We start from the raw sequence: 23,644 nt of genomic DNA, 5'->3' as shown, positions 1-23,644 counted from the left end.
ATCAAAACCTTTCCGGCGTAGAGGCCACACCAAGAAGCACGCCATAGATAACAAAGCACACGGCCATGACCCGGCGCACCCAAACATTGAACACCGCGCCCAATGCATTACGTCCAATGCCTGCGCCAAGGGCTGTAAACCCTGTATAGCTGAGGGCCGTCAGCGTGAGGGCGGTGGGCATAATCACCAACATCTGACCCCAGATTGGCGCGTCAGGTTGCACAAATTGCGAAAATGCCGCGAAGTAGCCTGCAACGCTTTTGGGGTTTATCGTCGCGATGGCAAAGGCCCGCACATAGACCGAGGATGCGGGGCGCACATCCACTTTTACCGGTGTCTTTGCCATGATCCAGCCCCGAACGCCCAGGTAGACAAGGAAAGCCGCCCCGACGAATTTCGCGATCAAAAAGCCCATAGGTGAGGTTGCGATCAGCGCGGTGACCCCCGCCGCAGAGAGCACAAGAAACAGCGTCGCCTGAGTGAGAATCGCCAACACGCCGATCATTGACCGGCGCAATCCAATGGTCATGCCATTGGTGATGCAGTTCAACGCATTGGGTCCGGGCGTGGTGACGAACACCAACCAGAACAACGCGAATATGATCCAGGCGTCAAATGTCACATCAGTACACCGGCGGCGCAATGACCCAGATGGCCACCGCGGGTTCATCAGATTGATTGGCCCAGCGAAACGGCTCGCCGCGCACCCGAAAGCTGTCGCCGGGGTTTAGCTGATGGGTTTTCCCGTTGATCTCAATTTGGAGGGCCCCAGACACGAGATACCCAACCTCTTGGGTTGGCCTAATGACGGTATCCTTGATCTTGCTGTGCGGCAGAAAGGTGGAATGCACCATCTCGAAATCATCGGTAAGATCAGGCGACAGCAATTCTTCTACCAGCCCGGCAATCGATGATCCGATGGGCCGCCGGGCATCCTTGCGCACGACAAACCCGGCCTCATGCGCAGGCGCTGCGGCGTGGCGAAAAAGCATAGAGACAGAGACATCCAGACAGGCTGCGATTTCGCGCAGATCAGTAATAGAGGGTTCTGACATATCCCGCTCTACCTGACTGAGCCAGCCAACGGATCGGACCAGCATATCAGCCATTTCCAACAATGTCAGGCCCCGCGCCTTGCGCAGGGCGCGCAGGTCAGCACCTAGTGTATGTGGCGTATCAGGCAGATCGTGGCGCATGAAAATCCGTGAAATTCTAGGTCAGAATTTCACGATGGCCGAGTCGCATGAAAAAATCCAGCATTATTTCATGAAAGCGGATCAGCCGATGAAAAGACGTTCGACAGAATTCCTGACAGGGCATCGGCATCATCTTGGGTGAACGCATCATGTTGATCGCTGTCGATATCAAATACCGCCAAAAGCCTATCCGTTTTGTCAAAGACAGGTATGACAAGCTCTGACCGGGTTGAACTGGCGCAGGCAATATGACCGTCAAAAGCATCAACATCCGGCACCAGCTGAACCTCACGGGTCCGGGCCGCCGCCCCGCAGACGCCACGCGAGAACGGAATGACCAAACATCCATGGCCACCCTGGTATGGGCCGATCTTTAACAGCTCTGGCTCGGTGACCCGGTAGAACCCCGTCCAGTCAAAGCGGTCATCGGCATGGTGCACTTCGCAGGCAACCGTTGCCATAAGGGCGATGGGATCATCTTCGCCTGACGTCAGCGATGCGATTGATTGGGACAGGCTAGGATAATCAACGCGCATATATGTCAGACCCGTTCAATCGCAATCGCAGTGCCCTCACCGCCACCGATACAGATGGCTGCAACGCCACGTTTCAGCCCGCGTTTTTCCAAAGCATTCAAAAGTGTCACAATGATCCGCGCACCAGATGCACCAATAGGATGGCCGAGCGCGCAGGCACCCCCGTTTACGTTGACGATGTCATGGCTCAGCCCCATTTCTTGCATGAAAGCAAGAGGAACAACGGCAAAGGCCTCGTTCACTTCCCAAAGGTCGACCTCTTCCTTGGTCCACCCAATGCGTTGCAACAGCTTTTGCGCTGCAGGCACGGGTGCGGTTGTAAATAGTCCCGGTGCCTGGGCATGGCTGGCATGGCCGACGATACGCGCCCGCACCGTGAGGTTTTGCGCCTGCGCTGCGTCCTCGGACGCCAGAACAAGGGCGGCTGCACCGTCAGAAATGGACGATGAATTTGCGGCTGTGACCGTACCTCCGTCGCGAAACGCTGGCTTGAGCTGAGGGATTTTTTCAGGTTTGGCTCTGGCAGGCTGCTCATCTGCAGCGACCTCAAGGCTTCCCTTGCGGTCCTTGACCGTAACCGACGTGATCTCGTCCGCAAAGGCCCCGGATGCCTGGGCCTCAAGCGCGCGGGACAGAGACGCCAGTGCATAATCGTCCTGCACTTTGCGGGTAAACTGATAGGTTTCCGCGCAGTCTTCGGCAAACGTGCCCATAAGGCGGCCCTTGTCATAGGCGTCCTCAAGGCCGTCCAGAAACATGTGATCCACCACTGCACTATGGCCAAGCCGCGCACCGTTTCGCATTTTGGGCAGCATATAGGGCGCATTCGTCATGCTTTCCATGCCGCCAGCCACCATCACATCGGTCTGGCCGAGTGCGATCTGATCAAAAGCGATCATTGCCGCCTTCATACCAGAGCCGCACATCTTATTCAGCGTCGTCGCAGGTACGTCTTCTCCCAGACCAGCTGCAAAGCCGGCTTGTCTTGCAGGGGCTTGGCCCTGTCCCGCAGGCAGGACACAACCCATCAGCACTTCTTGCACCACTGCGGCACCGGCACCATCAAGGGCTGCTTTGATCGCCTTGCCACCCAGCTCTCCGGCTGTCAGCATCTGAAACGCGCCCTGAAATCCACCCATTGGCGTTCTCGCTGCACCGGCAATTACTACATTTCTCATCATGGTCTCCTGATCTGGTCGCACTCATAACTTGGTAAGCAATCGCTGCTATCCAAATGAGCGGATGTAAGGCTCAAAGGTATGTCTATGGAAATCTCTGCAAGGAATGAAGGGTGTTTGTGCATCGTTAGCGTGCAGGAAGCGCGTATTGATGCGGCGGTTGCGCTAGCTTTCAAAGAAGCGATGCGCAAGGCAACCAATGCCGGGCAATCTGACGTGGTGTTGGACCTGCAGCAGGTCGAGTTCATTGATTCCAGCGGCCTTGGCGCAATTGTTGCCACGATGAAATTCCTTGCGCCGCAACGTGCATTGATCCTCGCGGGGCTGACAGCAGGCGTTGAGAAAGTGTTCAAACTTACCCGGATGGATTCCGTCTTCAGTGTCTATACAACTTTGGATCAGGCATTGAAGGCGCAAAGTGACTGATCCGGCGCTATTTCCTGATGAACAGGACGAAGGTGAAATATGTTCTTTGGAGCCTTTGAATGTCTGTGTTCCAAGCGGTAACATGGCTGTGCGCGATGCCTTGGCTCAGCTCCTTGCGGGATTGAAACAACTGTCGCTGGATATCGAAGAGACAGCAATCGTCGAACTGGTCCTTGCCGAAGCCCTGAACAATATTGTGGAGCACGCATATCCCGCATCGCAGCCTCAGGGGCCTATTAATATTCGATGTCGCCACCGGGCCAACGGCCTGCATTTTAGGATCAATGACCAAGGCAATTCGATGCCAGATGGACATATGCCCCTTGGTCTGCCCCAGAACATCGAAGTGGATCCCATCGATCTGCCCGAGGGCGGATACGGCTGGTTTTTGATAAAAGATCTGGCGAAGGACATTCAGTATCGTCGCGTTGGTCAGAAAAATCAGCTGGTGTTGCGGATCGCGGTGGCAATCCCCCGCTTCAAGTAATCAATGAATATATTTCACCAGCTGTCTCAAAGAACGGCAGAGAGGCGTGTCTTTTGGTTCGCCATTCCCCCTGCCACGCCGCAATTAAGCCCAGAACATTCCTGAAATTGCCGCGTTTGCATCACATTTGCGCCATGGTCACAGCGCATAAATAATTCATAGCTGATTATGGCTTCCCTCGACGTCGCGTTTAATAGCCCCCACCCAGTGCGCGACGTCGAGGATCTTATCCCTTACATTGTTGGCAGTCTGACAAAGCCGAGCTAGGTTCGTTTTTTGAGCTTTATCGGTAAGGGGCATACATGCGTGATTTTCATCTTCCGGGGCGATCTTCGGTTTTCGCAACCAACGGCATGTGCGCCACATCACACCCACTCGCTGCCAAGACGGCAATCGATATCCTTGAACGAGGCGGTAACGCGATGGATGCCGCCATTGCTGGCGGGGTTTTGTTGGGCATCTGCGAACCCCAGATGACCGGGATCGGAGGGGATTGTTTTGCACTCTACACTCTTCCCGGCAGCGATGAGGTTCATGCGCTTAACGGGTCGGGGCGCGCACCTGCCGGGCTTGATGCAGCAATGCTGCGCGAACAGGGTGAGAAAACCGTGCCTTTGCAGTCCGCCCACGCGGTCACAATTCCAACCGCTATTGACGCTTTCTGTCATCTCTCTGGGACTGTTGGAAATATAGGGTTGGATGCGATACTGCAACCGGCAATTCATTATGCAGAAACCGGTGTCCCTGTGGCATCGCGCGTCGCGATGGATTGGGCCAACGACGCCAGCTCCTTACAAGGCAAAGCGCAAGAATACTTTTTGAGCAACGGCAAACCGCCCCTAGTCGGCGACATGTTTAAGGCCCCTGGTCAGGCCGAGGTGTTGCGCCGGATCGCAAAGGACGGCCGCGATGCTTTTTACACGGGCGAAGTTGCTGAGGATATGATTGCCGCACTGCAAGCCATGGGTGGTACCCATACCATTGCCGATTTCGCAGCTGCGGCATGTGACGCGACAACGCCTGTCGCGGGCACGTACAAGGACATCGAAGTGGTCGAACATCCCCCAAACGGTCAGGGTGCCACAGCGTTATTGCTGCTTAACATTCTCACTGAATTTGATCTGGCCGGGATGGACCCATTGGGGGCGCAGCGGGTGCATATCGAAGCGGAGGCTACAAAACTGGCCTATGATGCGCGAAACAGGTTCCTGACTGATCCAAATTTCACGACGCGGTTGGATCATATGCTGGCCCCCGAAACTGCTCGCAATTTGGCCAGATTGATCGATCCGCGCAAAGCGATGAAGGCCGCGGCGCCGCTGACTGAGGCGGTTCACAAAGACACCATTTACATCACCGTCGTGGATCGGGACGGCATGGCCGTATCGTTGATCTATTCAATCTTTCACGGCTTTGGGTCTGGTATTGCATCTGACAAATTCGGGATATTACTGCAAAACCGGGGGGCCGGATTCACGTTGGAGGCAGGTCACCCGAATGAGCTGAAGGGCGGAAAACGCCCGATGCACACCATTATTCCAGGGATGATCAAACGAGACGGCAAGGTCATCATGCCCTTTGGTGTGATGGGCGGTTCGTACCAGTCATGTGGCCACGCGCGTTTTGCCTCGAACCTCGTTGATTTCGACATGGATTTGCAAAGCGCAATCGACGCACCGCGCGCATTTGCCGATGCTGGCGCGCTCAAGGTTGAACGGGGGTTTGGCAAAGATGTGCATGCCAAGCTATCCGATATGGGGCATAACTTAGTTGTTCCTGACACCCCAATCGGCGGGGCGCAGGCGATCAGAATACGCGATGACGGTGTTCTGGAAGGGGCAAGTGACCCGCGCAAGGATGGCTGCGCGTTGGGTTACTGACAGATCAGTTCAACTGAAAATGCAGCGGATACGCGCCATCGGTAAAAGGTCCGAACAGATCGGGGATGTCCGGGTGATCCACCGGTTCGCCTGAATAGTCCGCAACCAGATTCTGTTCGGACACATAGGCGACGTAGTAGCTTTGATCGTTTTCGGCCAACAGATGATAATATGGCTGATCTTTGATGGGGCGATTGTCTTCCGGGATCGCTTCGTACCATTCATCGGTATTTGCAAATTCAGGGTCCACGTCAAAGATCACCCCGCGAAAGGGGTGTTTTTTGTGCCTAACAACCTGGCCCAGATGATATTTTGCGCGCGTTCGTAGCATAACATTGCTGCCCCTATCTTTCGTTAGTAGTCGTTTCAAGGGCCTTTTGTCCAATCACGCTGCGGCAATTCGCGGAAACAAACTGTTGATACTCGCAATGATAGAATTCTGCACCCAAACCGCAGTAATTTGCTGGCAGGGAATAGGTTTAGCTTCATCAGACGTGGTTCTGACGGGCGGGTAAAATCCCTCACACAACTGGCACTCATGATGCTGGATCATACCATATTTTTGCGCCATTGACGAAAACTCAGATGGATCCGGCCCGCAGTAACAACGCTTTTGTCGGCAACTGTTGCGGCAGGGGCGCGGGCACGGTGCTGACGACCTTGCATTAGAAAAAGTGATGTGACGCCGACGCATTTTCGGTTAAGATAGGCGAAAATAAGAAACGACAAAAAAGCGAGAGGCAGATGAGCAAAACTCTTCGCGCATTGATTATTGTGTTGCTGGTGGCATCCTGCGGTGGCGGACAGACGTCTGCCCCCCGCGGATTGGATGATGCCTGCACAATTCTTCAACAGCGCCCCGAATATTACAGAGCATTCCGTGCGGCAGAACGCAGATGGGGTGTGCCAGTGCATGTGCAGATGGCCACCATCCATCAGGAAAGCAAATTTGTGGCGGATGCCCGCACACCTTTCAAATATGTGCTGGGCGTCATTCCGATGGGTCGCCAATCCAGCGCGTTTGGCTATAGTCAGGCGCTTGATGCAACATGGGATGAATATCGCAATGCCCAAGGACGACGTTCCGCCAAGCGCGACCGGATCAAAGACGCCACTGATTTCATGGGCTGGTACATGAATCAAAGCCGGGACCGAAACGGGATCGCATTGTCAGACGCGCGCAATCAATACTTAGCTTATCATGAGGGTCACACTGGGTTTTCGCGGCAAAGCTACAACAGCAAGGCTTGGCTGGTTGCGGTTGCAAGCAAAGTCGATGCACGCGCGCAGATGTACCAAGGTCAGATCGCTGGCTGCCGGTTGCGTGGCTAATAAAAAAGCCCCGGCAGAAACTGCCGGGGCTTTTTTCGTTATCGGTTAACCGTAGCGCGGCTGATGTCGAACTTGCTGTTCGGGATGTTGCCGCCCTTTTTCAGATTACCCAAAATCACAGTCGTCTGGCCGCCATTCCCATCGTTGATGATCCATTGACGCAATTCGACAGGGTTGGCCGTGAACTTGAGCTGAATATTTCCATACTCAGGATGTTCCGGATCCTGGGCCGTCACAGTTGTTGCTGTTCCATCATAATTGTGTCCGGTGACCATTTTTGCCCGGCCCAGATCAACCTGTTTTGCCAAAATAATGGACAATGGTGTCCGGGACAGCGGATACGTTTCGGGCGGCTGGTTCGACTTTTTGTCATAGATCACAACCGTATTGCTGCCAGCGACCACCAGGGCAGTTTCCGGAGGGTTATACTCGAACCGGACTTTACCGGGGCGTTTGATCAGGATCGTACCCGTGCTGATCGACCCATCATCATTGATCTGGGTGAATTCGCCCTGGGCTGTTTGCAGCTTGTTCAAATAGCCGGACAATTCGTTCAATGGCAGCTTTTGCGCCATCGCAGCAAAGGGTGCCAGTACGGCCAGCCCCAATGTGAGAGCGACAGAGATGATAAAACGCATAACTTTGTTCCTGTGTTTAGGTCTTGTCCAATGACATAGGTCCTTTGCAGCTGATATGCGATATCAAGGCGCGGCTTTTTGCCGAGCCAAGTCATACTGCGCATAAAAAACACCGCCGAAGCGATATTCGGCGGTGCTTACATTCGGTTTGATCGTCTCGTCAGGACTTGAAACTCAGCCCTGTTCCGGTACCAGAATTTCACGTTTCCCAACATGGTTTGCAGAGGAAACAAGTCCTTGTTCTTCCATCTGTTCAACCAGACGCGCGGCCTTGTTGTATCCAATCGCCAATTTGCGCTGGATGTAACTTGTCGAACATTTGCGGTCCTTGATCACGATCTGAACGGCGGTGTCATAGAGGGCATCTTCGCCATCGGTATTGCCACCAAGGCCCAGAACCGCGTCGATGCTGATTTCAGCGTCTTCTGCCGGGCCTTCGACCACCCCGGAAATATAATCCGGTGCGCCAAATGCTTTGAGGTGATTGACGATTTCCTCGACTTCTTCATCGCTGACAAACGGCCCGTGACAGCGGGTGATTTTTGCGCCCCCTGCCATATAAAGCATATCACCCATGCCGAGCAGTTGTTCTGCACCCATTTCGCCCAAAATCGTGCGGCTGTCGATTTTCGAAGTGACCTGAAACGAAATTCGCGTTGGAAAGTTCGCTTTGATCGTCCCGGTGATCACGTCAACTGACGGGCGTTGTGTCGCCATGATCAGGTGAATGCCTGATGCACGCGCCATCTGTGCCAGACGCTGAATGCAGGCCTCGATCTCTTTGCCGGCAACCATCATCAGATCGGCCATCTCATCGACGATAACAACGATATAGGGCAATGCGACGGGTGTGTTTTCTTCGGTCTCAAATATTGGCTCGCCTGTGTCTTCGTCAAAACCGGTTTGTACCGTGCGACTGAACAACTCGCCCTTGGCCAGCGCTTCGCGCACTCGGCCGTTGTATCCTTCGATGTTGCGCACGCCCATCTTCGACATCTTTCGATAGCGTTCTTCCATTTCGCCCACTGTCCATTTCAGTGCGACAACGGCTTTTTTCGGGTCGGTTACGACCGGAGACAGAAGATGCGGTATGCCGTCATAGACGCTGAGCTCCAGCATTTTTGGGTCGATCATGATCAACCTGCATTCTTCTGGCGTCAGCTTATAAAGCAGTGACAGGATCATGGTGTTGATCGCGACCGATTTACCAGAACCGGTGGTCCCTGCAATCAAGAGGTGAGGCATCTTGGCCAGGTTGGCGACCACGGGATCACCACCAATGTCTTTGCCCAGGGCCAGTGGCAGGCGCATGGTGCTGTCTCCAAAGTCGCGGGCCGACAGAATTTCACGCAGTACGACTTTTTCCCGTGTCTCGTTGGGCAATTCGATGCCAATCACACTGCGTCCCGGCACGGTCGAAACACGCGCAGATAGCGCCGCCATTGAGCGGGCAATGTCATCAGCAAGCCCGATCACACGCGATGCCTTAAGACCCGGCGCGGGTTCAAGTTCGTACATCGTGACAACGGGGCCGGGGCGGACGGCGACAATCTCGCCTTTGACGCCGTAATCATCCAGCACGGATTCCAACATCCGCGCGTTTTCTTCCAATGCCTCATCAGACAGATGCAGGCGCTCCACCACATCGGGGCTTTCCAACAAGTTCAGCGGCGGCAATTCAAAGCCTGGATGCGTATCGTCGAATGTCAGGGTCGGTTGCGCCTCGGCCTTGGCCTGTTTGCTGGGTTGTACAGGTTTGCGCACCAGTTGCTGCACAACTTTGCGCGGCTCGGCCAGTGGGATCGATGCCATGTCAGGTGCCGGTGCAGGCTCAAGCGGCAGGGCCTCGGCATCTTGAAAAGCAGCATCTGATGACGCAGTCGAATTCAGTGAACCCCTTGACGCGCTAAGTGGCGGTTCGGCACGCATCGCACCTGTCAGAGGTGGCTCGGCGCGCAGGTCTGCTGGTGCATTGGCACCCAGCACGAGCGGGTCAGGTCCACGCCCCCGGCCTTTTGTAAGTGGAGAGGTGGTCGGCGTATGCACTGCATTTCCGGTGCGCACCCGGCTTTTGATGACATCAGCGATCTTGCTTCTGATGCGGTCTTCTCCGGGTCCTTCGTCAACAACGGCATCGCTGTAGTGTTCAACCAATTCGGGTTCCGGCATCACTTCAGGACGCTTGATCAATGCGGGCATCCGCGCAAGCAGTCCGGATTTTGGCCCCGTTGGTTCGGTAAGCATTGGTTCATGTGCACGCGCAGCAGAAGTAAACTCGGGCTGGCTTGCGGCAAAGGCGGCCGCCTCTTCGGCCTCAATCCGGTTGCGTTCACGGCGTTCCTGCTGGCGGGCATGCAAGCCCTGCGCGGCTTGCACGGCACCGCTTGCGCCACGGCCCAGAACATTCATCAGACCAGCGTAAACCATGATTACACCAACCAGAAGGAAGCGACCGATACGCGTCAATTCCAGCTTGGTGAACCCCAATACAAAGGTCCCGAAAACGACAATTGAAACACCCATGAAGAGCGACATCAGTTTGACCGTAAATGTCGAACCGATGGGCAACAGCGTCAGCAGGAAACCCATTACGAAATCGCCAAACAGCCCGCCAAGCCCAAAGTTGTGCGTTTGCAGCCATTCCGCATTTGGCGTCAACGTCGCAGCATAGATGGCGCATGCTGCCGCAGCGATAGGGGCAAATATCAGCCGCCCAATCGCGAGTTCCTCGCCCCGGTGCAACGCGAAACGAATGCCCCAGACCAACAGGATCACCGCAATGCTCCACGCACCCCATCCGCCGATCATAAACAGCGGCGCAGCAATGGATGCGCCCATGCGTCCGAGCCAGTTTTGGACAGCGGCATCCGTTGAGACAAGGAAGTTCGGATCGTCAGGGGTGTAGCTGCCGATCATCATCGCGGCCATCACACCCAATCCAATGAGCGCCAGCCCCAGCAGTTCCTTGCCACGTCTTTCAATCGCTTCGGCGGTTTTGCTGTCCAACAGTGGGTCGCGCCCGCGTGTCTGATATGCCATTGCTCTATTCCCTCGTTATACGTCTGAGTACAGGCAGTCGCGGATTGCTTCCAATCCACGCTCCGTCTCGTCTTTTGGGGCCACAAGTGCGACCCGGATGTATTCTTTGCCGGGGTTTTCCCCGTTCACGTCTTGGGCCAGATAGCTGCCGGGCAGAACCCGCACCCCGGTCTCGCGCCACAGTTTCAAGGCAGCCACTTCACCGTCTTGCACAGGCAACCACAGGAAAAATCCAGCTTGGGGGCTGACGTAGCCCGGCACATTGCCCAGAATACGATCAGCGATCTGGTATTTTTCAGCATAAAGGGCGCGGTTTTCTTCGACGTGCGCCTCGTCATCCCAAACCTTTGCCGCAGCCTGTTGCAGGGGTAGCGGCAGTGGCGCGCCCGCATAATTACGCAGTTGCTTGACCTCGCGGATCGTGTCCGCCCCGCTGGCGACAAAACCTGACCGCAAACCGGGCAGGTTTGATCGCTTGGACAATGAATGGAACGCAACGATGCGGTTGCGGTCTGCGCCCATACTTTCCGCCACTTGCATTGCCCCGACGGGCGGCGTGTCGCGATAAATCTCTGAATAACATTCATCCGCAAAAATCATAAAATCATGCTTTTCGGCCAAAGCAATCAGGCTCGCCCAATACTCATGGGTCGCCACCGTGCCTTGCGGATTGGCCGGAGAGCATATGTATGCTGCGGTGGTGCGATCCAGAACATTCTCAGGCACGCTTGTGAAATCCGGCAAATGCCCGGTTTCTGCGGTGGCTGGCACCAAGATCGGATCAGACCCACCCGAAATGGCACCGATCAAATAGACCGGATAGAACGGGTTCGGCATCAGGATAGCGGGCGTTTGGCCGTTCTTTGTCTCAGGACACAGCGCGATCACCGCATTATAGAGACCCTCGCGCGTGCCATTCAGGGCCATCACTTCGGTGTCGGCGTCCATTTCAACGCCGTAGCGTCTTTTGATCCAACGGGCGATGGCACCCCGCAGTTCGGGTGAGCCGTCGTTTGGAGGATAGCTGTTAAAACCGGCTGCATTTTGCGCAATTGAATCTGTGACCCAGGCCGGAAAGGCGTGTTTTGGCTCACCAATCGTCATGTGAATAGGCGTACCGCCCCCGTCATGCGCATCCAACAATGCGCGCAGACGCGGCCATACATGGGCCGGAAGGTTCGAAAACCGCTCGGGAAACTTCATCAAAACTGCCTCAGGGTCGGGATCATTAACGTCCCGTTTCCCCCAAATTAGACAAGGCCCGCCCATTCGTCCAGAAAAACCCGACCGTAATCAGGCATTTGTGGCTTTTCGGTTGTGTAGGTGTGTGAATGTGGCCGCTTTAGCTGATCGCCTCTTCGACAGCGATGCCCAGACGCAACAATTGTTCTTCCATTTCGGGGGGGCACATCATCATGACGCCACAAGACGGCAGTCCCGTAGGCAGCGTGAGTGCACAGACACCCAAAAGATTGCCGATACGCGTGTTGCGCAGAGCCAAAAGGTTTTGCGCGATATAGTAATCATGATCACGCGTCAGCCGTTCAAGATTAGGCGGCACAATGGGCGCGGTAGGCAAGAGCACTGCATCATATCCTGCAACGGCTTGATCATAGCCCATACGCGCAACCTCAAGCTTGGCCCAGGCGGCAACATAATCCGGGCCAGAAAACCCCTTACCCAAACGAAAACGCTCCAAAATCTCGCTGAACATTGCTTCAGGATTTGCCTCAATTACATCTTGCCAAAGCCCGTAAGCCTCTGATGTATAAAGGCACGCGCTCAATGGCATGGCGTCCGAGACCTCTGGCACATCGATGTACTCGATGGCGGCACCAGCGCTTTGTATTCGCTCTATTGCGCTTTTGAATGCGGCCGCCGGCTGGTCGCCGACGCCGTCCATGGCGACGGTCCGCAAGACAGCAAAGCGGCGGCCTTCGAGTGTCGCGTGTTGCAGATCGGCAGGCTTGTTGCCTTCAAGTGCTGCCAGCAACAGCCCTGCATCTTCGACAGAGCGGCAAAGCGGCCCGATCGTATCAAATCTTAGCGCCAGGGGGACCACCCCTTCGAGTGATAGGCGGCCAGATGTTGTCTTGAGCCCGACAAGATCATTCCAAACTGCGGGAATGCGCACAGAACCGCCCGTGTCAGACCCGATGCCAGCAGCAGCCAAACCGAATGCCACGGAAGCGGCAGCCCCTGATGAGGAGCCGCCCGCAACCCCATCCGCATCATTGACGGAAGGAGGCGTGGCCGTACTGGGATTATGGCCAAGGCCGGAAAACGCAAGTTCGCTCATATGGGTTTTGCCCAGACATACCAACCCGGCGGCTGTCGCATTGACCAATACAGCAGCATCCGCATCCGGTATCCGACCCTCAAGTAGCTTTGATCCCGCTTCAGTTGCGACACCAGCTGTGTCAAACAGGTCCTTCCACGAAATCGGCACCCCATCCAAAGCAGACAATCGATGCCCTGCCTTTGCCCGGTCTGCTGCTGCCCGTGCTTCTGCCAACGCACGGTCAGCGGTCACACGGGCATAAATCCGGTCGCGCAGCGGATGCGCGTCAATGGCATCGAGATAGGTCTGGCACAGTGCCACAGGATCAATTTGCCCTGCTGCAATGCCGCGGCCCAAATCCGCAGCAGTCATTTTCAACCATGCCTGCATGTCTGATCCCCTGTCATCGATCTTCGCCCTGACGGTAGCGACCGTTGGGCACATGGACAATCCCTGTACAGCGGTCATATCTAGAGCCATGGATTTTGATACAGATATTGCCATCATCGGTGGCGGACTGAATGGCCCTGCCTTGGCGATTGCCTTGGCGCAAACAGGGCTGCGGGTGACAATAATTGACGCATTGGCGGTCAAGACCCGCAAGATCGCGGGGTTTGATGGGCGGTCCTATGCACTGGCTTTGACCTCAACCCGTTTGTTGCAGGGTATTGGCGTATGGAACGCGGTTGAGCCATATGCGCAACCGATGTTGGAGATCAAAGTCACCGATGGGCGCGCTGGCGATGGGCCGTCACCGATGTTCATGCACTTCGATCATGCCGAGATTGAAGAAGGACCAATGGGCTTTATGGTCGAGGATCGGCATCTGCGGCGTGCATTGCTGGCTGCTGTCAAATCCACTCCAAACATCGTTCAGATGAACGGACAGGCAGTTGTGGGGCAGCAGGCAGATGGTTCAGGCATCACACTAAGTCTGGCGTCCGGAAAAAGCTTGCGTGCGCATCTTGCCATAGGGGCGGATGGGCGCAGTACCGGCACCGGTCAGCGCGCCGGGATCAAAAGGATTGGTTGGGAATATGGACAGACCGCATTGGTCTGTGCGTTGGAGCATGAATTGCCTCACCACGGTGTCGCGCATCAGTTCTTTATGCCGCCCGGCCCCTTGGCGATCTTGCCGCTGACGGGGAACAGATCATCCATCGTCTGGAGCGAAAAAGACCAGAATGCCGCCGCGATCAATGCGCTGTCGGATCAGGCATATCTCGATGTATTGCGCCCTCGTTTTGGCAGTTTTCTGGGTGATTTATCCATTGTCGGCCAGCGCTACACCTATCCGCTGAGCCTCTCACTTGCGCACGATATGGTCGCCCCTCGCGTGGCATTGGTGGGCGATGCGGCTCACGGAGTTCACCCGATTGCGGGTCAGGGGCTTAACGCGGGACTGCGTGATGTGGCGGCATTGGCCGAAGTCATCGCGGATACCCAACGTCGGGGTGAAGATGTGGGGTCTGATGCGACACTGGCGCGCTATCAAGAATGGCGGCGCTTTGACAACACAACGTTGGCCTTGGCGACGGACAGCTTCAACAGATTGTTCTCAAACGATAATCCTCTGATCCGCATAGCGCGTGATTTTGGAATGGCTGCGGTAAACGCCCTGCCCGGTCTGCGGCGGGGGTTCATTCGTGAAGCGGCCGGATTGACCGGTGAACTACCCCGTCTGATGCAGGGAAAACCGCTTTAGCAGATCAGTCGAGCTCCCGCGCTTCATCCACCAGCATCACAGGAATGCCGTTGCGAATCGGATAGGCCAGATTGGCTGCTTTTGAGACCAATTCCTGTTTGTCTGCATCATAGCTGAGTGTGGTCTGGGTCCGCGGACAGATCAGCCCGTCAAGCATGCGGCGGTCAAAATCGACGCGAACATCGCTCATTGCATCATTCCTTCTTCCTGTCCGCCCCGCATCGTGTATTCGATCAATGTCACCAGCGTTTCGCGGCGGGTTTCGAGCGATGGTGCCTCAAGCAGCGCCTGCTTATCTTCTGCCTCAAAGTCCAGCATCATCGAGAGCGAATTGATTAGTAATTCGTCGTCCGCTTCTTTGAGGGTATCCCAATCTGCGGACAGCCCACGCGTATCAAAATACCGCTCAAGCAGATCAAGGAAAGACTTCCGGTTAAAGCCCGCATCGGCTTCGTCCTTGCCAAGGTCGCGATCAAATCCATCCCAGTTCACATCGCACCGGCGATAGGGTGTAAATCCTTCGACCTCTTTCGTCACCCGAAAGCGTGACACCCCCCCAAGGGTGATCATATAGCGCCCGTCTTCGGTCTCAGAAAACTGCGTGATCCGTCCCGCGCATCCGATGGTATGCAAACCCGGTCCATCACGGCCGGGGACCGGGTTTGGCTGGATCATGCCGATCAGACGACAATCGGTCTTGAGCGCGTCTTCGATCATCTGCAAGTATCGCGGTTCAAAAATGTGCAAAGGCAAGCGCGCGCGCGGCAACAAAAGTGCCCCACCAAGCGGGAAAATCGCAATCGTATCTGGCAGTTCGCTTTGCTTTAGCATGACTATTGACCTAGCGCGCTTCGTGAATCAGGCAAATATCATTGAACTGAGTTTGCGGCGTCCGTTTAGAACTACAGGATCATTCGCTTTCAACGCGTCGAATATGGTAAACAACTGGGTTTTTGCAGCGCCCTCATTCCATTCGCTGTCTCGGCGAAAAAGATCAAGAAGGTGATTTACTGCCCCCTCGGCATCCCCATTTGCATAGAGAGCCTGTGCAAGATCAAACCGGGCCTGATGGTCGTTCTCGTCCGCCTCAACCGCTGCCATCAGGTCGCCTACAGGACCCGCATCCGCCGCCTGTCGCGCCAGCAGCAACTGCGCATGTGCCGCTTCAAGTTCAGGGGATTTTGAAATCTCAATTGGAGCACCGTTCAACAATGCCTCGGCCTGATCAAGCTCGCCTATCGCGATGTGTGCCCGCACCAGACCACCATATGCCCCGGCGTGATTGGGGTCTTCGCCCAAAATAGCGGCAAATGTCTGGGCCGCGTCTGCTGCTTCGCCTGCGGTCAACATATCTTCTGCGGCCTCAACCGCCTCGGCCAACCCGTCACCGGGCGCTTCGCCACCGGCAGCTTTGATCGTGCGGTCCACGAATGCCTTGATCTCTGATTCTGGTTGCGCGCCCTGAAAGCCGTCAATCGGCTTGCCCTGAAAAAAGGCATAGACGGTGGGGATCGACTGGATCTGCATTTGACCGGCGATCATCTGCGCCTCGTCAACATTAATTTTGACCATTTTGACCGCACCCTTGGCGGCTTGCACAGCTTTTTCCAACTGCGGCCCAAGCGTTTTGCACGGTCCGCACCACGGCGCCCAGAAATCAACAATGACCGGGGTCGTTTGGGACGCCTCGATCACATCCGCCATAAAGCTGGCTTCGTCACTGTCTTTGATCAGGTCAGCATCTGGTGCGCCGGCGAGGTTCAGTTCCATAATATCAAATTCCTTGGTCGTTCCTGTTTGCCTTTATATGTAGGCAAGGCGTGATGATTCAAAGGTCGAAACTGGCAAAAACTGGCGCGTGGTCGCTGGGTTGTTCCCAACCGCGCACTGCCCGCCCGATATGGCTGGAGTGACCGGCGTTCGAAATGTCCGCTGTGGCCCAGATGTGATCCAATCTGCGGCCTTTGTCAGCACCGTCCCAATCTGGGGAACGATAGGACCACCAACTATAGAGGTTGCCATCAGGAATATCCTTGCGGGTTATATCGACCCAGTTGCCCGCCTCTTGCATGGCACCCAGTGCCTCAACCTCAATCGGGGTGTGGCTGACGACCTTGAGCAGTTTCTTGTGATCCCATACGTCGTCTTCGCGCGGGGCAATGTTCAAGTCACCGACAAGGATCGCCTTTTCTGGCTTCTGCTCGTGGAACCAATCCCGCATCTCAGAGAGATAGTCGAGCTTTTGGCCAAACTTTTCGTTAATTTCGCGGTCCGGTTTGTCACCGCCGGCCGGCACATAGAAATTGTGGATCGTGGTCCCGTTCTCAAGTCGCGCTGACACATGGCGGGCATGACCGAGGGCTGCGAAATCACGGTCGCCGGTATCTTCCAATGGCAGCTTGGACAGGATTGCGACACCGTTATATCCCTTTTGACCACGTGCCACCATGTGTGTGTATCCCGCTGCATGGAACGCCTCGGTTGGAATTTTCTCAACCGGGCTTTTGCATTCCTGCAAACACAAGACATCTGGGCCATGCTCCGCCAACAGACGCAGAACCAGAGGTTCGCGCAGGCGAACAGAGTTGATGTTCCATGTGGCAAGTGTGAATGGCATTGGCAGGCTCCGAGGTTGGGGTGACGTCCGGCACCCTACTCCTTGCCGCCGCCCGCCGCCATGGTGAATTCAAATGCCGTTTGGGGTCAGGATTACCTTCCCCTTGCGCTCACCAGCCCATGAATATTTCGCAGCTTCGGCGATCTGGTCCAATGAAAAATGCCGGTCAACAGGGGCAAATAGCGTTCCTGAGGCAATGGCTTTGGTCAATGCGCCATAAACGGCCATGCGTGCGGCAGAGCCGCTACGCTCAAACCAATTTACCAGCCAAAATCCGTGAATGTGGATATCGCGAAATATCAGCGCGCTAGCATCAACGCTGCAGGGTTCGTTTGACATGCCGCCGTAGTTGATCATCGTACCCCCTGTCTCCAGACAGGCCGCCAGACGCCCAAATGTTTGGCCCGCGACAGCGTCGACAGCCAGTTTCATCTTGGCCCCGGTCGCCGCCTTGACCTCATTTACAAGGTCAGGACCATCAATCAGAACAATATCCGCCCCGAGGTCTTTGAGACCCTGAATGGCGGTTTCGCGGCGCACGACGCTGACAACATTGATCTCCTGCTCTTTTGCCAATTGAACTAGATACCCCCCAACCGCAGAATTTGCTGCCGACTGGATCACCCAATCGCCGGGGTTTAAGGCGACAAATTCACTGAGGAGCAAATGCGCCGTCGCCGGGTTTACCATTAGCATCGACAATTGATCCAAATCGCCGTCCGGCAACGGGATCAGGTGCCGCGGATCGCAAATGACCTCGCTGACCCATGTCCCCTGCCCCGCGGGCAGAAGAACCAATTGCCCCGTGCCCTCGCCTTCAACAATGCGGCCGAGCCCTTCGTTACCGGGAACAGCGGGCAAGGATGGCTTGACCCCGTAATTGCCTGAAACCTGGATCAGATCAGAAGGGTTGATCGGCGCGCGCAATACCTCAACCCGCGCCTGACCTGGGCCTAACGGCTCTGACGGGACCTCAACGACTTTGAGGACCTCTGCAGGATTTCCGAACGCTTCGTAGATCACTTTTTTCATGCTGTCGCTCCTTGGATTTCCACAAGCATGGCGTGTTGCGACATCCAAGACCAGCCTTCACACCGCGACGTCGTCCAACAGCGCAAAAAAAGGCCGAGCACAAAGGCTCGGCCAGTCCAACAGGGAGGTATGTGTCATAACCCGGACACAAACGTCGGGATTCGGGTCGATGGGCGGGTCACGACAACCCGGCCACTCGGAATACGAAGGACCCTGGGGCGCGAATCATTACACCGTCAGGCCATTAATCTATATCCGCCAGATTCGGTCACAAGAAGGCGAGCATTTGACGGATCTGGTTCAATTTTTTGGCGAAGACGGTAAATATGCGTCTCAAGCGTATGTGTGGTTACACCCGCATTATAGCCCCAAACCTCGTGCAGAAGCACGTCACGCGGTACCACGCCATCATTCGAGCGGTAGAGGTACTTGAGAATGTTGGTCTCTTTTTCCGTCAGACGCACCTTCTTGTCATCTTCAGTGATCAACATCTTCATTGATGGTTTGAAGGTATATGGCCCCAGCTGGAAAACCGCGTCTTCGGATTGTTCATGCTGGCGCAACTGCGCGCGAATGCGGGCAAGCAGCACGGGAAATTTGAACGGTTTACTGACGTAGTCATTTGCACCCGCGTCAAGGCCCAGGATGGTATCTGCATCACCGTCATGCCCGGTTAGCATCATGATCGGGCTTTTTACGCCCTGTTTGCGCATCAGACGGCACAATTCGCGACCATCGGTATCGGGCAACCCAACATCGAGAATGACCAGATCATAACGCGCCTCTTTGGCCCGGCTCATTGCGTCGCTGCCATTCGCGGCCTCGAAAACGTCGAAATCCTCTGTCATGATAAGCTGCTCACTGAGCGCCTCACGCAAATCATCGTCGTCGTCAACAAGCAGGATTTTCTTGAGTTGCGCCATGGTGTTCTCCGTTTCGCTTACTACAAAGATGTGCCTTGTGATCCGTTCCGACAAGGTTTGCGGTAAATCTTTCACAGCCTCGTGTTATTGGCCGGGTCAATTGTTTCAATTTCATGCTTTGTGGCATAGATATCCTTCAATACCGCTGCGGAGATGTAACACAATGAGCTTTGCACCCGACATCACAGAACAGATTGCGCGCGCCCGGGCGGATCTGCGCATGGGTGTTCCTGTTGTTTTGACGGGGACGCACCCGGTGATCGTCATGGCAGCCGAAACTTTGACGGCACAAAGGTTGACGGACCTGCTTGCCTTGGGCGGGACCCCTGTTTTGGCCATCACAGCGCGTCGCGCAGAGACACTTAAGGCGCGGGCCTATGATGGCGATCTGGCACGCATTGCAGTGCCGGTTGATGCGACACCTGCCTGGGTTCAAAGCATCGCAAACCCAGGCGATGATTTACGCGCGCCGATGAAAGGGCCTTTCAATTGCTTGCGTGGCGGGGATGTGTCCGCGCACCGTGCCGCCGTTCAACTGGCCAAAACGGCGCGGTTGCTGCCGGCAGTTCTGGTGCTTGAACTGGCTGACGCTGTGGTATTTGCTGCTGAACACAACCTGAACTGTGTTGATCTTGCGGCTGCAACACCTGCTTTGAGCAAACGAAGCCCACTACATCCTGTCGTCAATGCGCGGCTTCCTATGGAAGTATCCGAGACCGGTCGGCTGCATATCTTCCGACCAGACGATGGCGCGGAAGAGCATTATGCGATTGAAGTTGGCCGCCCTGACAGAGCCAGGCCAGTTCTTGCCCGACTGCATTCGGCCTGTTTCACAGGCGATTTGATGGGCAGCCTAAAGTGCGATTGCGGACCGCAGTTGCGCGCAGCTTTGGCGCAGATGGGTCAGGAAGGGCACGGCATTCTGCTGTACCTGAACCAAGAAGGCCGTGGGATCGGCCTTGCCAACAAAATGCGCGCTTATTCTCTTCAAGATCAAGGGTTTGATACTGTAGAAGCCAATCATCGACTGGGCTTTGAAGACGATGAGCGTGATTTTCGGCTTGGGGCCGATATCCTGAGATCAATGGGATTTTCTGCGATACGCCTGCTGACCAACAACCCCCGCAAGGTTGAAATGATGATAAAGAGCGGCATCGAAGTAACCGAACGCGTGCCATTGGCGGTGGGTGAGAACCGCCACAACAGTGCGTATCTGGCAACCAAGGCCGCGAAATCGGGGCACCTGTTGTGACACCCCACGATCTGGTCCTGACGCCGCGTGGCCTGCGGTTTCAGGGGCGCATTTTTCCTTGTAGCATTGGCAAAGGTGGACTGAGCGATGCCAAACGCGAGGGTGACGGGGCAACGCCACGCGGTGTTCACAGGATCGTCGGTATGCTTTATCGACCTGATCGAATGGCCCGGCCTGCAGATTGGGCGACACCAATCGGTCCATTGGATCTTTGGTCAGATGATGTGTCGTCGCCAGTTTACAACCATAAGATATCAGCACCCTATGAGGGCAGCCACGAAGCCCTCAGTCGTGCCGATCCGCTGTATGATCTTGTTTTGGTGACCGATTGGAATTGGCCGGTTGCGGTGCCGGGCAAGGGATCTGCCATATTTATCCATCAATGGCGGCGTCCGGGCTATCCAACCGAAGGATGTCTGGCCCTGGATCGGATGCACCTGCGGCACGTTGCGCAACGGATTACGCCCGCAACCCGGCTGATCATCCTCTGACGCAGGGCTTGTATTATACCGCTGTGCGTTCTCCAAAAATCGCAGAACCGATGCGCACGTGGGTCGCTCCCAAGGCAATGGCGCGTTCAAAGTCACCACTCATGCCCATGGAAAGCCCAGCCAAGCCATTGCGCGCGGCGATTTTGGCCAGAAGGGCGAAATGCAATGAAGGCTCTTCGTCGGCGGGCGGGATGCACATCAGGCCCTGAATGTTAAGGTCAAGTCCCTGACATTCCTTGATAAAAGCGTCAGCATCGGCAGGCAAGACGCCTGCCTTTTGCGATTCTTCTCCGGTGTTTACTTGAATGAACAGATCAGGACAGCGCCCGATTTCCTGCGCGAGACGCGCAATCGTGTTTGCCAGTTTGGGGCGATCGACGGAATGGATGGCGTCGAAAAGTTCCATCGCCTGCCGGGTCTTGTTGGATTGGAGCGGTCCGATCAGATGTAGATTGACGCCCGCATAGGTCTCGCGGAAATCCGGCCATTTGCTGGCTGCTTCCTGCACTTTGTTTTCACCAAAGCATCGGTGGCCTTGGTCCAGCACCGCCTTCACCCGCTCGTTCGGTTGAACCTTGCTGACAGCAATAAGCGTGACCGCACCCTCAGCGCGACCCGCGTCACGTGTCGCTTTGGCAATTCTGGTGGTGATATCGCGTAGGGTCATATTCTACCTTCTTGTTAGAGGCGCAGAAAACAACAGCGATGCGCAAAAGAAAAGGGGCAGACCAATGGCCTGCCCCAAATACCGTAGTGCGTTAGATCAACTTAGAAGTTGAAGATAACACCCAAGTCAGCAACTGTCTGGTCGCCAGTGTTACGACCAACCATACCGCGCAGGGCTACGCCGCCGCCCAGATCGTGGTCGAAACCGATGCCGTAAGAAGACTTCTTAGTTGTGGTAACATCATCACCACCGCCAGAAACAGAGGCGAGGATTTTTGTCGACGCGCCTACGTCAAAGCTACCGGATACACCGTAAGAAGTGCCTTCGAACTTGTCATCACCGATGAACAGAGCAACGTCAGCCACACCCAAAGAACCACCAACAGTCAGAACTGTACCGTCGTTTTCTGTGATTCCGTCATCGTCTTTGATTTCTTCGTAACCCAAAGCAACTGTCCAGCCGCTGAATGTGTATGCAACACTTGCAGAAAGAACGTCTCCGCCTGTGCCTGTTGCAGCGACAAATGCAGGGGTGCCAACGCCAGTCGCGGCAGCAAAGTTACCATCGTTGTCGCTGCTGTATGACAGTTGACCGCGGAAATCGCCCATTGAGTAAATTGCGCTTACGCCGTTAACGCCCGCACCAGTTGAGGAATAACCTGCCACTGGGCCGGAGTAGTTTGCATACTGACCAACTGCGCCGATCAAGCCTGGCTCGTAACCGTAGTAGTTTGCCAAGTTGTCGAGTGCGTGTGCAATGTTGCCAACTTCAAGACGGAAGCCGCCTGTTTCAGCGTGGAAACGCGCGCCGTTGAATACAGCCTGGTTTGCTGAACCGTCTGAGTTTTCGTCAGCTTGGATACGAACGCGTGCACCGAAAGTCACACCAGCATCAGATTCTGTTGACGCGTCGATGTTCAGACGGAAGCGGCTTTCGATGATGGTATCATCAAGAACGGCACCGGTGTTTGCGTTAATACGGTTTTCCTGGTGCTGCAGACCAAAACGGCCGTAACCACCAAATGTAACGTCTGCTGCTGCAACGCCGGCCGTTGCGACCAAAGCTGTTGTAGCGAAGAGAACTTTTTTCATGGGCTTTCCCTCGATTTGAATTCATATGCCCTGACCGGAGCATCCGGAAAGGGTATGAAGGGTGTTTGCATCCAATGACCCTGTCTTGGCAAGAACACTGAACATCATTGCATCAATGTCGCGTTCAATGGTGCAGCTTTGCCACAGTTTTACCCGACGCTTGGGCCCACATTGATATCGTCAGGTGCCAAACCCCCACAAAACCTGCGGAATCACCCCTTACATAGACCTTGCTCACACGGGCATGCTTGTTTAGACAATTGACCAAACAGGCAAAGGAAAGCTGAGAATGGCGCACGGGACCGTTGGCAGAATCGCAATCACCTTATTCTTGGTAGGTACTCTGGGTGCCTGTGGTGCATTGCGCAACATTACTGGTGGCAGCGGTGGTGGGTCTGACCAGTCCTATGCGCGTCCCAGCCTGAGTGGTTCGAACGACGTCGAAACCAACCCTGACAATACGATCTGGTCCATTTTTCGCAAAAAGACCGCCGAAAACAAAGTGCAGGTCAACAGGTACATTTGGGCCGCATCGCTTGAAGTGTTGAATTTCCTGCCTGTGCAATCGGTTGATCCTTTCACCGGCGTTATTGTTACCGGATACGGCACCCCGCCCGGCGGCGGACGTGCGTACCGCGCAACTGTACTGATTGACGACCCTGCGCTTGATGCCCGTTCTTTGAATGTTGCCCTTCAAACACGTGGGGGTAGCCCGGTCAGCAAGGCAACAAGCCGTGCCGTTGAAGATGCTATTTTGTCTCGTGCCCGCGAACTACGCATCGCCGATAGCAAGTTCTAATCCGGTCGATCCTCAATTCTCAATCCAACGCCGGGCTTTGTCTTTCAAACAGCCCGGCGTTTTCATGTTACAAG

25 protein-coding genes are annotated in these 23,644 nt (G+C 55.3%); 8 read left to right on the top strand and 17 right to left on the bottom strand.

The genetic code is table 11. The features are described 5' to 3' along the window. Position 1: 1 nt before the first annotated feature. The 4 genes from ACEWL3_RS02200 to ACEWL3_RS02185 form a co-directional block, all read right to left on the bottom strand. Positions 2-622, bottom strand: coding sequence for a LysE family translocator (locus ACEWL3_RS02200; RefSeq protein WP_386177397.1), 621 nt, complete (start codon positions 620-622; stop codon positions 2-4). Between the two features lies 1 nt (position 623). Next, positions 624-1,196 (bottom strand): helix-turn-helix domain-containing protein, encoded by a 573-nt coding sequence (locus ACEWL3_RS02195; RefSeq protein WP_386177396.1) that lies wholly within the window; start codon positions 1,194-1,196, stop codon positions 624-626. A gap of 68 nt (positions 1,197-1,264) precedes the next feature. Then, entirely contained in the window at positions 1,265-1,732 is a 468-nt protein-coding gene (locus tag ACEWL3_RS02190; protein WP_386177395.1) for a GAF domain-containing protein, read from the bottom strand. A gap of 5 nt (positions 1,733-1,737) precedes the next feature. Then, a complete protein-coding gene (locus ACEWL3_RS02185) occupies positions 1,738-2,910 on the bottom strand; it encodes a thiolase family protein (RefSeq protein ID WP_386177394.1) in 1,173 nt (390 codons plus the stop codon). A gap of 87 nt (positions 2,911-2,997) precedes the next feature. Here ACEWL3_RS02185 and ACEWL3_RS02180 point away from each other — a divergent pair, with 87 nt between their 5' ends. The 3 genes from ACEWL3_RS02180 to ggt all read left to right on the top strand — a co-directional run bounded on the left by ACEWL3_RS02180 (position 2,998) and on the right by ggt (position 5,703). Beyond that, positions 2,998-3,336: an STAS domain-containing protein gene (locus ACEWL3_RS02180; protein ID WP_386177393.1), complete on the top strand. Its 339-nt coding sequence runs from the start codon at positions 2,998-3,000 to the stop codon at positions 3,334-3,336. 82 nt (positions 3,337-3,418) lie between these two features. Further along, on the top strand, positions 3,419-3,823 hold the full coding sequence (locus tag ACEWL3_RS02175) for an ATP-binding protein (RefSeq protein WP_386177392.1): 405 nt from the start codon (positions 3,419-3,421) through the stop codon (positions 3,821-3,823). Between the two features lie 302 nt (positions 3,824-4,125). Further along, entirely contained in the window at positions 4,126-5,703 is a 1,578-nt protein-coding gene (gene ggt, locus ACEWL3_RS02170) for a gamma-glutamyltransferase (protein ID WP_386177391.1), read from the top strand. 4 nt (positions 5,704-5,707) lie between these two features. Here ggt and hspQ read toward each other — a convergent pair whose 3' ends face one another. After that, positions 5,708-6,034, bottom strand: a complete 327-nt coding sequence (gene hspQ / locus ACEWL3_RS02165) for a heat shock protein HspQ (RefSeq protein ID WP_114876997.1) — start codon at positions 6,032-6,034, stop codon at positions 5,708-5,710. Positions 6,035-6,447: 413 nt separating this feature from the next. On the opposite strand from hspQ, the gene ACEWL3_RS02160 reads away from it, so the two are divergent. After that, on the top strand, positions 6,448-7,035 hold the full coding sequence (locus tag ACEWL3_RS02160) for a transglycosylase SLT domain-containing protein (protein WP_386177390.1): 588 nt from the start codon (positions 6,448-6,450) through the stop codon (positions 7,033-7,035). A 38-nt stretch (positions 7,036-7,073) separates the two neighbouring features. Here the strand turns inward: ACEWL3_RS02160 and ACEWL3_RS02155 are convergent, their stop codons facing one another. From ACEWL3_RS02155 to ACEWL3_RS02140, 4 genes are all read right to left on the bottom strand, one after another. Continuing rightward, complete coding sequence (locus ACEWL3_RS02155) at positions 7,074-7,673, bottom strand: LolA family protein (protein ID WP_386177389.1); 600 nt, start codon at positions 7,671-7,673, stop codon at positions 7,074-7,076. Positions 7,674-7,847: 174 nt separating this feature from the next. Next, a complete protein-coding gene (locus tag ACEWL3_RS02150) occupies positions 7,848-10,712 on the bottom strand; it encodes a DNA translocase FtsK (protein ID WP_386177388.1) in 2,865 nt (954 codons plus the stop codon). Between the two features lie 15 nt (positions 10,713-10,727). Further along, on the bottom strand, positions 10,728-11,915 hold the full coding sequence (locus ACEWL3_RS02145) for an aminotransferase class I/II-fold pyridoxal phosphate-dependent enzyme (protein WP_386177387.1): 1,188 nt from the start codon (positions 11,913-11,915) through the stop codon (positions 10,728-10,730). Between the two features lie 139 nt (positions 11,916-12,054). Then, positions 12,055-13,383 carry an amidase gene (locus tag ACEWL3_RS02140; RefSeq protein ID WP_386177386.1) on the bottom strand — a complete coding sequence of 443 codons (1,329 nt, stop codon included), beginning with the start codon at positions 13,381-13,383 and terminating at the stop codon, positions 12,055-12,057. Between the two features lie 88 nt (positions 13,384-13,471). On the opposite strand from ACEWL3_RS02140, the gene ACEWL3_RS02135 reads away from it, so the two are divergent. Further along, positions 13,472-14,698, top strand: a complete 1,227-nt coding sequence (locus ACEWL3_RS02135; RefSeq protein WP_386177385.1) for an FAD-dependent monooxygenase — start codon at positions 13,472-13,474, stop codon at positions 14,696-14,698. Between the two features lie 4 nt (positions 14,699-14,702). Here ACEWL3_RS02135 and ACEWL3_RS02130 read toward each other — a convergent pair whose 3' ends face one another. From ACEWL3_RS02130 to ACEWL3_RS02105, 6 genes are all read right to left on the bottom strand, one after another. Beyond that, the gene (locus ACEWL3_RS02130; protein ID WP_386177384.1) at positions 14,703-14,888 is read right to left on the bottom strand and encodes a Trm112 family protein; all 186 of its coding nucleotides are present in this window, start codon (positions 14,886-14,888) and stop codon (positions 14,703-14,705) included. Next, a complete protein-coding gene (locus tag ACEWL3_RS02125; protein WP_386177383.1) occupies positions 14,885-15,529 on the bottom strand; it encodes an LON peptidase substrate-binding domain-containing protein in 645 nt (214 codons plus the stop codon). Before ACEWL3_RS02125 ends, ACEWL3_RS02130 begins: the two co-directional genes overlap by 4 nt. 27 nt (positions 15,530-15,556) lie before the next feature. Next, positions 15,557-16,471, bottom strand: a complete 915-nt coding sequence (gene trxA, locus ACEWL3_RS02120; protein ID WP_386177900.1) for a thioredoxin — start codon at positions 16,469-16,471, stop codon at positions 15,557-15,559. Between the two features lie 55 nt (positions 16,472-16,526). Next, positions 16,527-17,315, bottom strand: coding sequence for an exodeoxyribonuclease III (locus ACEWL3_RS02115; RefSeq protein ID WP_386177382.1), 789 nt, complete (start codon positions 17,313-17,315; stop codon positions 16,527-16,529). Positions 17,316-17,384: 69 nt separating this feature from the next. Continuing rightward, the gene (locus ACEWL3_RS02110) at positions 17,385-18,347 is read right to left on the bottom strand and encodes a zinc-dependent alcohol dehydrogenase family protein (RefSeq protein WP_386177381.1); all 963 of its coding nucleotides are present in this window, start codon (positions 18,345-18,347) and stop codon (positions 17,385-17,387) included. A 236-nt stretch (positions 18,348-18,583) separates the two neighbouring features. After that, positions 18,584-19,270: a response regulator transcription factor gene (locus ACEWL3_RS02105; RefSeq protein ID WP_386177380.1), complete on the bottom strand. Its 687-nt coding sequence runs from the start codon at positions 19,268-19,270 to the stop codon at positions 18,584-18,586. Positions 19,271-19,433: 163 nt separating this feature from the next. On the opposite strand from ACEWL3_RS02105, the gene ribA reads away from it, so the two are divergent. Continuing rightward, complete coding sequence (ribA, locus tag ACEWL3_RS02100; protein ID WP_386177379.1) at positions 19,434-20,522, top strand: GTP cyclohydrolase II; 1,089 nt, start codon at positions 19,434-19,436, stop codon at positions 20,520-20,522. Continuing rightward, positions 20,519-21,013, top strand: coding sequence for a L,D-transpeptidase family protein (locus ACEWL3_RS02095; protein ID WP_386177378.1), 495 nt, complete (start codon positions 20,519-20,521; stop codon positions 21,011-21,013). The genes ribA and ACEWL3_RS02095 overlap by 4 nt, the downstream gene beginning before the upstream one ends. A gap of 13 nt (positions 21,014-21,026) precedes the next feature. Here ACEWL3_RS02095 and ACEWL3_RS02090 read toward each other — a convergent pair whose 3' ends face one another. Together ACEWL3_RS02090 and ACEWL3_RS02085 are read right to left on the bottom strand one after the other, a co-directional pair. After that, entirely contained in the window at positions 21,027-21,680 is a 654-nt protein-coding gene (locus ACEWL3_RS02090) for a YggS family pyridoxal phosphate-dependent enzyme (RefSeq protein ID WP_386177377.1), read from the bottom strand. A gap of 101 nt (positions 21,681-21,781) precedes the next feature. Further along, positions 21,782-22,771, bottom strand: a complete 990-nt coding sequence (locus ACEWL3_RS02085; protein ID WP_386177376.1) for a porin — start codon at positions 22,769-22,771, stop codon at positions 21,782-21,784. 289 nt (positions 22,772-23,060) lie between these two features. Between ACEWL3_RS02085 and ACEWL3_RS02080 the strand changes: the two genes are divergently transcribed. Beyond that, positions 23,061-23,570, top strand: coding sequence for a DUF3576 domain-containing protein (locus tag ACEWL3_RS02080; protein WP_386177375.1), 510 nt, complete (start codon positions 23,061-23,063; stop codon positions 23,568-23,570). Positions 23,571-23,644: the final 74 nt, after the last annotated feature.

The sequence above is a fragment of the Sulfitobacter sediminivivens genome (assembly GCF_042611115.2).
GTDB lineage: Bacteria > Pseudomonadota > Alphaproteobacteria > Rhodobacterales > Rhodobacteraceae > Sulfitobacter > Sulfitobacter sediminivivens.
This window is presented reverse-complemented; position numbering and strand designations above follow the sequence as displayed.